The following is a 12769-nucleotide window of genomic DNA, read 5'->3' on the forward strand; positions in this document are numbered from 1 at the left end:
GGAAGGAATCCCGGTTCGACGGCAACCTTCGGCCGGGCGGCGGCGACAAGGAGGCGCAAGGACCGTACAGACCCCCCACATCGAAGGCATGGGATTCATGAGCAGACACAAGAGACGGCCCAAGCGCGTCGTCGTCCTCTCCGCGGCCGCCGCCACGCTCGGGCTGACCACCGCCGTCCTGGCGACCACCCTGACGAGCCCCGCGGGCGCGGCCGGCGCCTGGCCCAAGGCCAAGGGAGACAAGCCGGTCACCAGCACGATCGAGGTCTCCGGTACGTACGACGGGAAGCTCCGGCGTTTCTACGGGAGCGGCGCTCTCGGCGGGGGCGGGCAGGGCGAAGGGCAGGCCCCGCTCTTCAAGCTGAAGGACGGCGCCGTCCTCAAGAACGTCGTGCTCGGCTCACCGGCCGCCGACGGAATCCACTGCATGGGCAGTTGTACGATCCAGAACGTCTGGTGGGAGGACGTCGGCGAGGACGCCGCCACCTTCAAGGGCACCTCGGCGGACTCCGTGTACTCGGTCTACGGCGGCGGCGCCCGCAAGGCCTCCGACAAGGTGTTCCAGTTCAACGGGGCAGGCAAGCTGGTCGTCACCAAGTTCCAGGTCTCGGAGTTCGGCAAGCTCGTGCGCACCTGCGGCAACTGCTCCAAGCAGTACCGCCGTTCGGTCATCGTCAACGACGTGGACGTGACCGCCCCCGGCAAGTCGCTCGTCGGCATCAACGCGAACTACGGGGACACCGCCGCCCTGCGCAACGTCCGGATCCACGGCGACAGCAGCAGGAAGATCAAGCCGTGCGTCCGCTTCCAGGGCAACACGACGGGCAAGGAGCCCGTCGAACTGGGCAGCGGACCCGACGGCACGCACTGCAAGTACACCGCCTCGGACATCGGTTACGACTGAGAACGCGACGCCACCGGCGCCCTGCGCGCCGGTGGCGTCCGACCGTCGCCCGTCGCGTCTTCGTCGGGGCCGACGGGCTGATGACGCTGCGCCCAGCGGACGGCCAGGGGCGCGGCCATGCCCGTCAGGGCGAACAGCGCACCCACGACGTACCACCCGGGTCGCCCCCAGGTGATGCAGAGCGCGATGAGCAGTCCGGGCCCGAGGGCCTCGGCGAGACCGGCACCGAGGCCGAACACGCCCAGGTACTGGCCGGTGGCATGTCTCGGCGCGAGGGCGAACGACACCTCGAAGCCCCCGGCGGCGTGCCAGAGTTCGCCGATCGTGTGGACGACCACGCCGGTCATGAGCAGCGCCACGGCGGCCCACGTCGGCGCTCCCGCGGCCAGCGAGATCAGTGAGCAGGAGACGAGGAAGGCCACACCCGATCGTCGGTAGGCGGCTCCGCCGGCGGCGGGGGAGTCGACGGCGCGGCTGGCGCGCACCTGGCAGGCGATGACGATGACGGTGTTGACGAGCATCGTGCCCGAGATGAGCCAGCGCGGTGCGGTGACGGCGGTGATCAGCCACAGAGGGATGGCCACGGTGAGCACCTTGAACTGGATGGCCATGATGCCGTCGAGAGCCGTGATCAGAAGATAGGGCCGGTCCCGCAGGGCGACCCAGCGCGGGCCGTCCACGGCGGGGCCCGGAGCGACCGGCGGCAGGAGGACCAGGATCACCGCGGAGGCCGCGAAGGCGACCGTGTTGCCGACGATCAGGAGCTGGTACGCGGTGTGCGTGCCCACCTGGACGACCCAGCCCGCCAGCAGGGCTCCGAGCGAGATGCCGATGTTGGTCACCGAGCGGAGATAGGCGCGGAACCGCTGCGGCCGATCCCCTCCGTAGTGCCGGATGAGGGGACTCCGTGCGGCAAGCCCCGCTGCCTGAGCCCCGGTGGCCGCGCAGACCGCCATGACGAACAGCCGGAAGTCGTCGGCGAACACGAATGCCGCCGTCGCCGCCGTGCGCACCACGAGGGTGACCGCGTACACACCGCGTGCTCCGCGAGTGTCCGCGAGGCGGCCCACGGCGATGCCCACGGCGAGCGAGACGAACCCGGCGATCCCGAGCCCCAGGCCCACCTGGCTCGCCGGAAGGTGCACCGCCTGGGTGAAGTACAGGACCCCGGCGGTCAGATAGAGGCCACTGCCGACCGTGTTGACGAAGTTCGAGGCGGCGATGACGCGTTGAGGTCCGGTGTCCGGCAACAGAGGGGGCATGACGGGGCTCCGTGTCCAGGCAGGGAGTAAGGACCCGGATAGCTTGTTGCATATTACTTGCAACAGCAAGAGGAATGCGGAAAGTGAACCCCTTACGCTGGCGGCATGGACCGGAACCGGAGGCGCGACCGCAGGCTCACCCGGCGCGCGCGGGTGGGCGCGGCCGGGGTGACTGCCGTGCCGGACGTGGTTGTTGCCGGGAGCGGCCTGGTTCTGGTGGGGTTCTTCTCCGCCCGCCGGAAGGACTTCGGCGCCCTCATGGAGGCCGCGACCGGAGAGGTGGCGGCGCGGGGCGGGCGGGTCGTGGGGGAGGTCGTCCAGCGCCGGGGCGTGTCCAGTGGCGGGGCGCGGCTGATGGGGTCGCCGTACTCCTCACGGACCGTGCTCGGCTCCGGCAAGCTGCGCGAAGCCGTCGAGCTCTGTGAGCGGACCGGGGCCGACGCCGTCGTCTTCGTCACGCCGCTGACGGAGCATCAGCGTCACGTGCTGGCGGGGATCTTCGCCCGTCCTGTGGCGAGCCTGGCCGACGCCCTCCGAGGCCACGCCCCGTCCGACGCCGACGCTCAGGCGCCCGCGCGGGCGGCGCGTACGGAGGCGGAGTTCCGCATCAGCAGTGCGTAGACCGCGGAGGTGACCGCGATGCCGGCGGGCAGCGCCAGGTCCACGCCGGTCAGGGCGGCGGCGACCGGGCCCGTGTACGCGGTGTTGACGCAGAGGGCGGCCGCGGTCACGCCGGCGCCGAGTGCGATGGCGCCGGACCGGTTGACACCACCGGAGTACCAGAACGGGCTCTGTCGGGTCTCGTCCATGAGCGCGAGCCCGTCGTAGCGGTTGCGGCGCAGCAGGATGTCGGTGGCGTAGAGGGCCGTCGCCGGGCCCAGCAGGACGACGGTCAGCTGGAGCACGTTGCTGACGGTGTCCAGGAAGTTGGACACCAGCAGCGCGTACAGGGTCAGCGCGGAGGCGACCGTGCCGTCGACGATCACGCTGAGCGAACGGCGGATGCGGATACCGACGGCCTGGAGGGCGAGACCGGCGCTGTACGCGGTCAGGGCGTTGATCGAGATCGTGCCGAGGACCAGGGCGATCAGGAAGACCGGGTAGAACCAGCCGGGCAGGATCTCCTCCAGTGCGGTCTGCGGATCGGTCATGTCGACCGCCGTCGCGGCCAGCGCGCCGAGCGAGCAGACCACGACGCTCGGCAGGAAGCCGCCGAGTGCGGTCCAGCCGACGACCGCCCTCGGGGAGGCCGTGCGGGGCAGATAGCGGGAGAAGTCCGCGCTCGTCGTGTACGAGAGCGGGCCGGAGGCGATGACGGTGACGCCGGCGAGGAGGGTCGCCCACAGGTCGACACCGGTCAGCGGCGCGACGGGTCCGTGGCCGAAGTCCGCGCGCATCAGCACCGCGTAGGCGACCACACCGAACGCGGCGGTCAGGGCGATCGTGATCGGCAGGTACAGCTTCACGATCAGGGCGTGCCCGTAGACGCTGATGGTCAGGGTGAGCGCGGCGATGGCCAGGACGACGGCGGTCTTGACGGCGGTGTTCGTCGGGAGGCCGACCTTCTCGACGAGGGCGAAGGCCGCGCTCGCGGCCGCGGCCAGATTCAGGGCGAAGTAACAGACGGAGATCATCCAGCCGGTGACCGCGTTGTTCACACGGTTGCCGCGGATGCCGTACATCGCACGCGTGATCACCTCGCTGGGCGCGCCCGCCGCCGGCCCGGACATCGCCAGCACTCCGGTGAGCAGCCAGAACAGATTGCCCACCACGATCACCAGGAGAGCCTGCCCCAGGCTCAGGCCCATGAGGATCAGAGCCCCGCCGATGACCAGGCTGAGGTAGTTCACATTGGCCGCCGCCCAGATCGCGAACAGCTCCCGAGGCCGTCCATGACGCTCGCCGTCGGGGATGTGATCGATGCCGTGGACCTCGACCCGTCCCGCCCGGTCGGTGACCGGCGGCGCGCCATCGGCGCCGGGGCGCGGGTCGGGAATGGTGGAAGTCATGAGGTCCTCCGGATACGTGCGGTGCGCACCTGCTTGCTTATTGGTCGCACACTCAATAGCATCGTCGGTATGTCGTCAAGCGTCCAGCGCAAACGAGTTCGCAAGTCACCGGAGGCCCGGCGGGCGGAGATCGTCGAGGCCGCGGCCCGGGTCGCCCTGACCGAGGGCCTCGAAACCGTCACCCTCCGGCGGATCGCCGAGGAGCTCGACGTACGACCGGGTCTGATCAGCCACTACTTCCCCTCGGTGGAGGATCTCGTCGCCGAGGCGTTCAGCACGGCGGCCACCGGCGAGCTCGACGCGCTGCTGCCTGCGGACCGGTCCGACGGGACCCCCACGCAGTACCTCGCGCGCTACTTCGCCCTCTCCGTCGGAGAGGCGTACGACGACATCAGCCGGCTCTGGATCAACGCCCGGCACCTCAGCCGCTACCGGCCCCTGCTCCGCGACCGGGTCGCCGAGCAGGAGCTGGCCTCCGACGACAGGTTGGAGGGGCTCATCCGGGACGGAGTCGGTACCGGGGAGTTCCGTACGGACGACCCCCGCGCGACGGCCATCCAGATCCTGGTCGTCCTCGACGGCCTCGGCGCCCACGCGAACACCGATCGCAGCAACCGGCCGGAGGTGGTGACGCGTATGGCCGTCACCACGGCGGAACGCGAACTCGGTCTGGTGAGCGGCAGCCTCGACCGGGCCGCCCCGCTACGGGATCAGGGCGCCGGGGAAGTCTCAGGCACCGGCACCGCGGCGCCCTCCGGCGAGGACATTTCCCCCGGCGGGGACGCTTCTCCCGGCGGGGACGCTTCTCCCGGCGAGGATGTCTCCCCCGGCATGGCTTCGTCCGACGAGGCCGACGGCCGCCCCGTGCCCACCACCCCCCACTGACCGACCACTGCCCCACCCCTCCTCCCGCTTCTTTCTGGAGCCCCTGTGCGCACCTCTCTCGTCCTGCTCTCCGCCCGCCTGCTCGATCCGGTCACCGGACGTCTCCTGCCGGAGAGTGCCCTGGCGTTGGCCGGAGGGCGGATCTCGGCCCTGGGGGACGACCGCGAGATCCGCGCGCTCGCCGACTCCTCGACGACCGTCGTCGACCTCAAGGGAAGCGTCGTCACCCCTGGCCTGACCGACGGCCATCTCCACCCCGTCTCCGGCGCCGAACTCACCCACGGCCTCGACCTGTCGGGCTGCACCGACCTCGACTCCGTACGCGAGGCCCTCGCCCGCGAAGTCAGGACGCTGGAGCGCGGCGCATGGCTCTTCGGCTGGGGCCTGGACCCGAACGTGTTCGGCGACCGGCCCGTCGAGTCGGCCGCACTCGCCCCCGTACTCGACGGCGTACCGGCCCTTCTCCAGCTCTTCGACGCCCACTCCATGCTCGCCAGCCCCCGCGCGCTCGAACTGGCCGGCGTCGACGGACCCCGAACCTTCGACCAGGCCGCCGAGATCGTCTGCGACGACGCCGGCCGGCCCACCGGCCTGCTTCTCGAGGACGCCGCCTGCGAGCTCGTCGAGCGCGCGGCACCGCAGCCCACGCATCCCGAACGCCGGGAGCGCCTCGCCGCCGCGCTGCGCGCCATGGCCGCGGCCGGCCTGACCGGCGGGCACGCCATGGACGCCAACGGCGAGAGCCTCGCCCTCTACGCCGAACTCGACGCGGTCGGCGCTCTTCCCCTGCGCCTGCGCGTCGCGCCCTGGTGCCAGCCCGGCAGCGACGCGGACGTGCTGCGCGCGCTGATCGAGCAGCAGGGCACCGGCGGCGCGCTCTGGCGCACCGCCGGAGTCAAGCTCTTCATGGACGGCACGATCGACAACGGCACCGCCTGGCTCGAGCACCCGGACTGCCACGGCGAGTCCACCCACGCCTTCTGGCCCGACCCCGCCGCCTACACGGCGAGCTGCACCGGGCCGGGGTGCCGACCGCCACGCACGCCATCGGCGACGCGGCCGTCCGCCACGTCCTCGACTCGGTGGAGAAGGCCCAGGCCGGCGACCGCAGCGGGGTACGACACCGCATCGAGCACATCGAGAGCGTGCCCGACGACACGCTGCGCCGCTTCGCCGAGCTCGGTGTCATCGCGTCCATGCAGCCCACGCACTGCTGCGACTTCACCCGCGCCGACCACACCGACAACTGGTCCCGCCGCCTCGGCGAGGAGCGGGCCTCCCGCGCCTGGCGCTGCCGCGACCTGCGGGACTCCGGAGCATCCGTCGTCCTCGGCTCCGACTGGCCCATCGCGCCGTTCCCGCCGCTCGGCGTCATGGCGGGCGCCCGGCACCGTCGCCCGAGCCGCGACCTCACCCAGCCGCCGCACGGCCTCGAGCAGGCGCTCACACCCCTGGAGGCGCTCCAGGGCATGACTCTCGGCCCCGCGTTCGCGGCGGGCGAGGAGCGCGAAGCGGGCCGACTGGCCGTCGGATACCGCGCCGACCTCACCGTCCTCGCCGACAACCCGCTCACCGTCGCCGCCACCGAACTGCCGGACCTGCCCGTCCTCCTCACCGTCCTCGGCGGCCGGTCCACCCACCGCGACGCGAGCCTCTGATCCGGGCGATCGGGACGGTTCAGCCCTCGAAGACGCCGAGGCCGCCGACATACGTGGCCTCCACGCGCAGGCCCGCCAGTTCCGGGGCGGACACGGCGTACGGGTCGCGGTCCAGGACGACGAGGTCGGCGAGCCCGCCCGGCCGCAGTGTTCCCGTGTCGTCGAGCCCGTTGACGTACGCGGAGCCGGCCGTGTAGGCGGTGAGCGCCGTGGAGAGGTCGAGCCGCTGATGCGGCAGGAAGATCCGCTCGGGGTCACGGCCCGGCTCGACCCGGTTGACCGCGACGTGAATCCCCTCCAGGGGCGCGGCGGAGCTGACCGGCCAGTCGCTGCCGGCCGCCAGCCGCGCGCCGCTGCGGTGCAGATCCAGGAAGGGGTACTGCCAGGCCGCGCGCTCCGGGCCGAGGAACGGAATGGTCAGCTCGTCCATCTGCGGCTCGTGGGCCGCCCACAGGGGCTGCAGATTCGCGACCGCGCCGAGCTGTGCGAAGCGGCCGATGTCGTCGGGGTGCACGACCTGGAGATGGGCGAGGTGATGACGGTTGCCGCGCTGTCCGTTGGCCTTCCGGGCGGCCTCGACGGCGTCCAGTGCCTCACGGACGGCGCGGTCGCCCAGGGCGTGGAAATGCACCTGGAAGTCGAGGGCGTCGAGCTCGGTGACGTACGCGCGCAGGGCGACGGGGTCGACGAAGCTCAGGCCGGCGTTGCCCGTGGCGCAGCCGCAGGAGTCGAGGTACGGAGCGGTCATGGCGGCCGTGAAGTTCTCGGCCACGCCGTCCTGCATGATCTTCACCGAGTCGGCCCGGAACCGGCCGTGGCGCAGCGCCTCGCGCCGCTCGACGAGGTGGGGGATCTGCTCGGCCCCGGCGTCGCGGTCCCACCACAGGGCGCCGTTGACACGGGCGGTCAGCAGACCGCTTTCGGCGGCCGTCAGATAGGTCTCGGAGACATCGGGATGGCCGCCGTACGAGCCGAGGATGGCGTCCTGCCAGGCGGTGACGCCGTACGAGTGCAACAGCCGCTGGGCGCGCTCGAGTCCGGCCAGCAGGTCCTGGGCGGTGGGAGCGGGCACGACCTGGCCGACCACGAGGACCGCGCCCTCCTGCAACATGCCCGAGGGGGTGCCGTCCGGCTCGCGTTCGATGCGCCCGTCAGCCGGGTCGGGCGTTGCGGCGGTCACGCCCGCCAGCTCCAGGGCGCGGGTGTTGGCCCAGGCGCCGTGGTGGTCCCGGTTGGTCAGCAGGACCGGACGGTCGGGCACCAGCTCGTCGAGCATCTGCCGGGTCGGCAGTCCGCCGGGGAAGCTCTCCATCGACCAGCCGGCCCCGGTGATCCACGGTCGCTCGGGATGGGCGGCGGCGTAGGCCGTGATCCGCCGCCGGTACTCGTCGAGGTCCGTGGTCCCCGACAGGTCGCAGGCCCCCAACTCCAGCCCCGCGTACACCGGATGCACATGCGCGTCCTGGAATCCCGGCAGCAGCGCGCGCCCCGCCAGGTCCACCACCCGAGTGTCCGGCCCGACCAGCTCACGTACCTCGTCGTCGCCGCCGACCGCGACGATCCGCTCCCCGGCGACGGCCAGGGCCGTGGCGCGGGGAGCTGAGGGATCCATGGTGAGGACGGCACCCGAGAGGAAGACGAGATCCGCGTGACGCATGGGGAGTTGCTCCTTGACGAGATGGTACGAGGTCGTACGAAGTGGTACGGGGCGGTAGGTGGTGGTTCGGGGTGGCGCCGATGGCGACGGCGTTCGTGGTCGCGCCCGTGCGCGGTCAGCGCGCGACGGAGCGTGCGACGCGGAAGCCGACGTCGTCGACGCGGAACGTCGGGTGGCTGCGGCGGCGCGCGGACGCCCGGCAGCTCCAGTGCTCGTCGAACCAGCCGCCGCCGCGCAACACCCGGTAGGACCCGTAGACCTCGGCGTCGTAGACGTCCCAGCACCAGTCCCACACGTTGCCGAGCATGTCGTGGAGCCCCCATGCGTTGGGCCGCCTGCCACCCACCTCGTGAAGGCGCTCGCCGGAGTTGCCGCGGTACCAGGCGACCTCGTCGAGGGGCCCGTAACGCGGTCCGTCCGAACCGGCGCGGCAGGCGTGCTCCCACTCGGCCTCGGTCGGCAGCCGGTAGCCGTCGGCCGAGCTGTCCCACCCGATGCCGTCGCCTTCACCGGTTTCGTCGATGGTGTAGGCGGGTGCGAACCCTTCCCGCTCGGACAGGTCGTTGCAGAACCGGACGGCATCCCACCACGACACCCCCTCGACGGGGAGCCGATCCCCGTGGGCGGAACTCGGCCGCTGTCCGGTGACGTCGGCGTAGCGCCCCTGCGTGACCGGGAACCGCGCGAGCTCGTACGGGTCGACGTCCACCGACCAACGGCGCTGCGTCCGCCGGTCCGACAGCGTCACCTGCCCGGCCGGGACGGAGATCATCGAGGTGTCCTCGGCGGCTGCGCTCGTGCGCGTCATGACAGGGACTCGGCGACGACGGCGGCAGCGTCGGCGATCAGCTTGTTGTCGTAACGAGCGTCCTCTGTGGGGCGGTTGGACATGACGGCCAGGACGACGGGCGCGCGACCGGGCGGCCATGCGACGGCGATGTCGTTCCGCGTGCCGTACGTGCTGCCCGCCCCGGACTTGTCACCGATCACCCAGCCCTTGGGCATCCCGGCCCGGATGAGTTCCGTACCAGTGGTGCTCGACTTCAGCCACGCCGCCAACCGGGCGCGTTCGGCGGCGCCCAGGACGTCACCCACGACCAGGGCGCGAAGGTCCTGGGCGAGGGCCTTCGGCGTACTGGTGTCGCGCGTGGCACCCGGCGCCCATTCGTTCAGCTGCGGTTCGCGGCGCTCCATCCGGGTGACCGGGTCGCCCCATTCGTCGAGCATCGCGTCGAGCCTCTCGGGGCCGCCGAGTTGATCGAGGAGGAGGTTGGCCGCGGTGTTGTCGCTGTGGCGCACGGCGGCGTCGCACAGCTCGTTCAGGCTCATCCCGGTGCCCACGTGCTTCTCGGTCACGGGGGAGTGGTCCACCAGGTCGCCCTGGGAGTAGGAGACCTTCTTCTCCATCCCGCTCGAGGTGTACGTGTCCAGCACGGCACCGGCGGCGAGGGCCTTGAAGGTGGAGGCGAAGGGGAAGCGGGCGTTGTCGTTGTACGCGACCTCACGACCGCTGCCGGTGTCGATGGCGTACACACCCAATCGTGCGTCGTAGGCCCGCTCGAGCTCCCGCAACCGCGCACTCACGGGCCGCGCGGCGGCCGCCCCGGGCGCGGACGCCCGCGGGGCCGAGGGCGGCGCTGACGACGGCGTGGCCGCGGTGCCGTCCCCGCCGCAGGCTCCGAGCGGGACGAGTGTCAGGACGGCGACCACGGCGAGAAGACAACGCCGGGTGCGGCCGACGGGGCGGGCGAGGGTGCGGTTGGGGACATGCGGCATGTCCCCAACCTACCGACCCCGCCGATCAACTGCGGCGAGCGGCGGGGCCGTGCGCCCGGATCAGCGGCCGAGGCGCTCGTCGCCCCCGAGGGCCGCGGTCACGGCCTGACGCACGGACTCCGGCGACGCCGCCTGCATCCAGCCGACCCAGTCGGAGGGCGAGGGCGGCCGTGGGGACCAGTGCTCCAGGGCCTCGCTCCTCACTTCGGCACGGGCCTGCTCAGGCACGACCACCGAGGGAACGAACCGTCCGCCCGCCATCCGTACATGCTCCGCCCAGTGGTCCTGCCAGAACTCGACCGTCCAGCCCGGCCAGCGGCCCGCCATGTCGGGCGCTCCCGCGACGGAGTCGAGCAGCCACCAGCCGACGCGTCGCCGCGCGGGATCGACATGGATCCCGGAATCGGCGGCGAGCGCGTACACACCGTGGTCCGGCGCGTCGGCGAGACGGTCGACGAGAGCGGGCCCTTCGGTGATGGGATGGTCGTTGACACCGGAGAGCACATGGCAGCGGGCGGTGTCCGGACCGCCGATCGTGACGATGCGCACCAGCGGGTCGGGATCCGCCAGCTCCTCGTCGTCGAGGTTCAGAGCCGACTCCGGGCAGATGGTGCGATGCGGTTCACGCACCTCCTCCGGGTCCATGCCCAGACGAGCAGCGAGCTCGGCCGAGCCGTCGTACGACCAGCGCAGCTCCCAGCCCGGCCACGCGCGCCGCAGCAGCTCCCAGGTGGCGGCCCGATGGCGCATCTGCGTGACCGGACCTTCCAGCGCGAAGAACAGAAGAGTTCTGCTCCGCAGATCGATCAGCGCGCCCGCCTCGCACATCCCGTCGTCACGCCACCGTCCCTCCACCCGGCTGCGTGAGCGGAGGAGAGGAACGACGACATCGGGCCCGGCCAGCAGGTCGAGGTCGAGGCCCACCGCTCCGAATCGCGCCTCGTACACCTCGTGGCCGTCGGTACCGCCGTCCTCCGGCACCACCACATACGTCGCCCAATCAGCCATGCCGGGAATGATCCCCCGGGGCGGACCCGGACGCCCAGCGAAATTCGGCGAGCCCGGCGTGCCGACGGAGGGTTCCCGGAGCATTCTGGAAGGACGAGAGGGGGCGCAGCGAGGACGGAGAGGACACCATGACGTCTCCTCCCAGCGGTCCGCGATGGGCCGCTCAGCCGCCTCCGCCCGGCCCGCAGCGAGGGCGTCGCACCTGCTTGACCACGACCCTGATCGTCCTCGTCGTGCTTGCCCTCCTGGTCGTCGGTGGCATCGTGGCCGTGATCCTCTCCTTCGACGACCCGGAGAGTGACGACCCCGACGGCCCGCTCGGCGACGTGCGGATCACCGCCTGCCAGGTCGACTTCGCCACGAAGTTGCCGCACGCGGACGTGACGGTCACGAACCGCAGCAGCAAGCCCAGCGACTACCTCATCAGCGTGGAGTTCGTGGTGCCTTCCGGCGACCGCGTGGCGGAGGCCAACGCGACCGTCGACCACCTGGCGCCGGGCCAGGCCTCGCAGGGCCGAGCGCAGAGCCTGTCGCAGGTCGCGGGCACGGTCGAGTGCAGGGTGACGGACGTGATCCGCACGGCCTCGTGACCGCCGGACCGACTCCGGAAACTCGTCTCGAGGGATCGCCGCGCGAGCGATGATTTCCTGGGGCGGAGGCGGTCTGAACCCATGACACCGTTACGTTGGAGGGAATGGTCATGGTTGATGTCGAGACCCGTACGCTCGAGGCCGCCGGCGCCACACTGCACTACGACATCCGGGGCACCGCGGACGGAGGAGCGGCCGATCACCCCACGTTGTTCATGATCGGCTCGCCCATGGACGCCACCGGCTTCGCGACGCTGGCGTCGCACTTCACCGACCGGGTCGTCGTCACGTACGACCCGCGGGGCGTCAGCCGCAGCGACCGCACCGACGGCGCGACGGAGTCCACCCCCGAGGAGCACGCCGACGACCTGCGGCGTGTGATCGAGGCGCTGGACGCGGGGCCGGTGGATCTGTTCGCGAGCAGCGGCGGGGCGGTCAACGCGCTCGCTCTGGTGGCCCGGCACGGAGACCTGGTGCGTACGTTGGTCGCGCACGAGCCGCCGACGGCGCAGGTCCTCCCGGACCGGGAGACCGCGCTGGCGGCCTGCGCGGACATCCACGACACCTATCTGCGGGAGGGGATGGGGCCGGCGATGGCGAAGTTCTTCGCGGTGGCGAGCCGCAAGGGACCCTTCCCGGCGAACTGGGCGGACGAGCCCGCGCCCTCTCCGGCCGACTTCGGTCTGCCGACCGAGGACGACGGCTCGCGCGACGACCCGCTGCTTGGCCAGAACATGCGCGGCTGCACGAGCTACCGGCCCGACTTCGACGCGCTGCGGGCGGTGCCGACACGCATCGTCATCGCGGCGGGCGAGGAGTCGGAGGGAGAGTTCCCCGCGCGCGCCGCTGCGGAGATCGCCACCGGGGTCGGCACCGGACTGACGCGCTTCCCGAGCCACCACGGTGGTTTCCTGGGCGGCGAGTTCGGTCAGGAGGGTGCGCCGGCGGACTTCGCGAAGACCCTGCACGAGGTGCTGGACAGCGACCACTGACGAGCCGTCACGGCATCGGGCATGTGCT

The 12769-nt window shown here is 71.8% G+C and carries 10 protein-coding genes and 2 pseudogenes; 6 read left to right on the forward strand and 6 right to left on the reverse strand.

The features are described 5' to 3' along the window. Positions 1-97 precede the first annotated feature (97 nt). A complete protein-coding gene (locus tag ACZ561_RS03615) occupies positions 98-904 on the forward strand; it encodes a pectate lyase (protein ID WP_470989163.1) in 807 nt (268 codons plus the stop codon). Here the strand turns inward: ACZ561_RS03615 and ACZ561_RS03620 are convergent. Beyond that, a complete protein-coding gene (locus tag ACZ561_RS03620; protein ID WP_470989166.1) occupies positions 895-2166 on the reverse strand; it encodes an MFS transporter in 1272 nt (423 codons plus the stop codon). The two genes, ACZ561_RS03615 and ACZ561_RS03620, sit on opposite strands and share 10 nt — an antisense overlap. 105 nt (positions 2167-2271) lie before the next feature. Between ACZ561_RS03620 and ACZ561_RS03625 the strand changes: the two genes are divergently transcribed. Beyond that, the gene (locus ACZ561_RS03625) at positions 2272-2787 is read left to right on the forward strand and encodes a hypothetical protein (protein ID WP_470989169.1); all 516 of its coding nucleotides are present in this window, start codon (positions 2272-2274) and stop codon (positions 2785-2787) included. On the opposite strand, the gene ACZ561_RS03630 is transcribed toward ACZ561_RS03625, so the two are convergent. Then, on the reverse strand, positions 2730-4175 hold the full coding sequence (locus ACZ561_RS03630) for a purine-cytosine permease family protein (protein WP_470989171.1): 1446 nt from the start codon (positions 4173-4175) through the stop codon (positions 2730-2732). The two genes, ACZ561_RS03625 and ACZ561_RS03630, sit on opposite strands and share 58 nt — an antisense overlap. 69 nt (positions 4176-4244) lie before the next feature. On the opposite strand from ACZ561_RS03630, the pseudogene ACZ561_RS03635 reads away from it, so the two are divergent. Continuing rightward, positions 4245-4874: pseudogene (locus ACZ561_RS03635) on the forward strand (TetR/AcrR family transcriptional regulator); the annotation flags it as partial. A gap of 231 nt (positions 4875-5105) precedes the next feature. Next, positions 5106-6718, forward strand: a pseudogene (locus tag ACZ561_RS03640) (amidohydrolase). Between the two features lie 19 nt (positions 6719-6737). On the opposite strand, the gene ACZ561_RS03645 reads toward ACZ561_RS03640, so the two are convergent. From ACZ561_RS03645 to ACZ561_RS03660, 4 genes are all read right to left on the reverse strand, one after another. Next, positions 6738-8375 (reverse strand): amidohydrolase, encoded by a 1638-nt coding sequence (locus ACZ561_RS03645; RefSeq protein WP_470989174.1) that lies wholly within the window; start codon positions 8373-8375, stop codon positions 6738-6740. 115 nt (positions 8376-8490) lie between these two features. Then, positions 8491-9183 carry a formylglycine-generating enzyme family protein gene (locus tag ACZ561_RS03650; protein ID WP_470989177.1) on the reverse strand — a complete coding sequence of 231 codons (693 nt, stop codon included), beginning with the start codon at positions 9181-9183 and terminating at the stop codon, positions 8491-8493. After that, on the reverse strand, positions 9180-10151 hold the full coding sequence (gene bla / locus ACZ561_RS03655; RefSeq protein WP_470989179.1) for a class A beta-lactamase: 972 nt from the start codon (positions 10149-10151) through the stop codon (positions 9180-9182). The genes ACZ561_RS03650 and bla overlap by 4 nt, the downstream gene beginning before the upstream one ends. 60 nt (positions 10152-10211) lie before the next feature. Continuing rightward, positions 10212-11159, reverse strand: a complete 948-nt coding sequence (locus ACZ561_RS03660) for a hypothetical protein (RefSeq protein WP_470989182.1) — start codon at positions 11157-11159, stop codon at positions 10212-10214. 206 nt (positions 11160-11365) lie between these two features. Between ACZ561_RS03660 and ACZ561_RS03665 the strand changes: the two genes are divergently transcribed. Further along, the gene (locus ACZ561_RS03665; RefSeq protein ID WP_470989185.1) at positions 11366-11749 is read left to right on the forward strand and encodes a hypothetical protein; all 384 of its coding nucleotides are present in this window, start codon (positions 11366-11368) and stop codon (positions 11747-11749) included. Between the two features lie 104 nt (positions 11750-11853). After that, positions 11854-12741: an alpha/beta fold hydrolase gene (locus ACZ561_RS03670; RefSeq protein ID WP_470989188.1), complete on the forward strand. Its 888-nt coding sequence runs from the start codon at positions 11854-11856 to the stop codon at positions 12739-12741. Positions 12742-12769: the final 28 nt, after the last annotated feature.

It is taken from the genome of Streptomyces sp. NPDC039609 (assembly GCF_055596705.1).

Coding starts and splice junctions, on each gene's coding strand:
- ACZ561_RS03615 (WP_470989163.1), top strand. CDS start 98: ATGAGCAGACACAAGAGACGGCCCAAGCGCGTCGTCGTCCTCTCCGCG.
- ACZ561_RS03620 (WP_470989166.1), bottom strand. CDS start 2,166: ATGCCCCCTCTGTTGCCGGACACCGGACCTCAACGCGTCATCGCCGCC.
- ACZ561_RS03625 (WP_470989169.1), top strand. CDS start 2,272: ATGGACCGGAACCGGAGGCGCGACCGCAGGCTCACCCGGCGCGCGCGG.
- ACZ561_RS03630 (WP_470989171.1), bottom strand. CDS start 4,175: ATGACTTCCACCATTCCCGACCCGCGCCCCGGCGCCGATGGCGCGCCG.
- ACZ561_RS03645 (WP_470989174.1), bottom strand. CDS start 8,375: ATGCGTCACGCGGATCTCGTCTTCCTCTCGGGTGCCGTCCTCACCATG.
- ACZ561_RS03650 (WP_470989177.1), bottom strand. CDS start 9,183: ATGACGCGCACGAGCGCAGCCGCCGAGGACACCTCGATGATCTCCGTC.
- bla (WP_470989179.1), bottom strand. CDS start 10,151: ATGCCGCATGTCCCCAACCGCACCCTCGCCCGCCCCGTCGGCCGCACC.
- ACZ561_RS03660 (WP_470989182.1), bottom strand. CDS start 11,159: ATGGCTGATTGGGCGACGTATGTGGTGGTGCCGGAGGACGGCGGTACC.
- ACZ561_RS03670 (WP_470989188.1), top strand. CDS start 11,854: ATGGTCATGGTTGATGTCGAGACCCGTACGCTCGAGGCCGCCGGCGCC.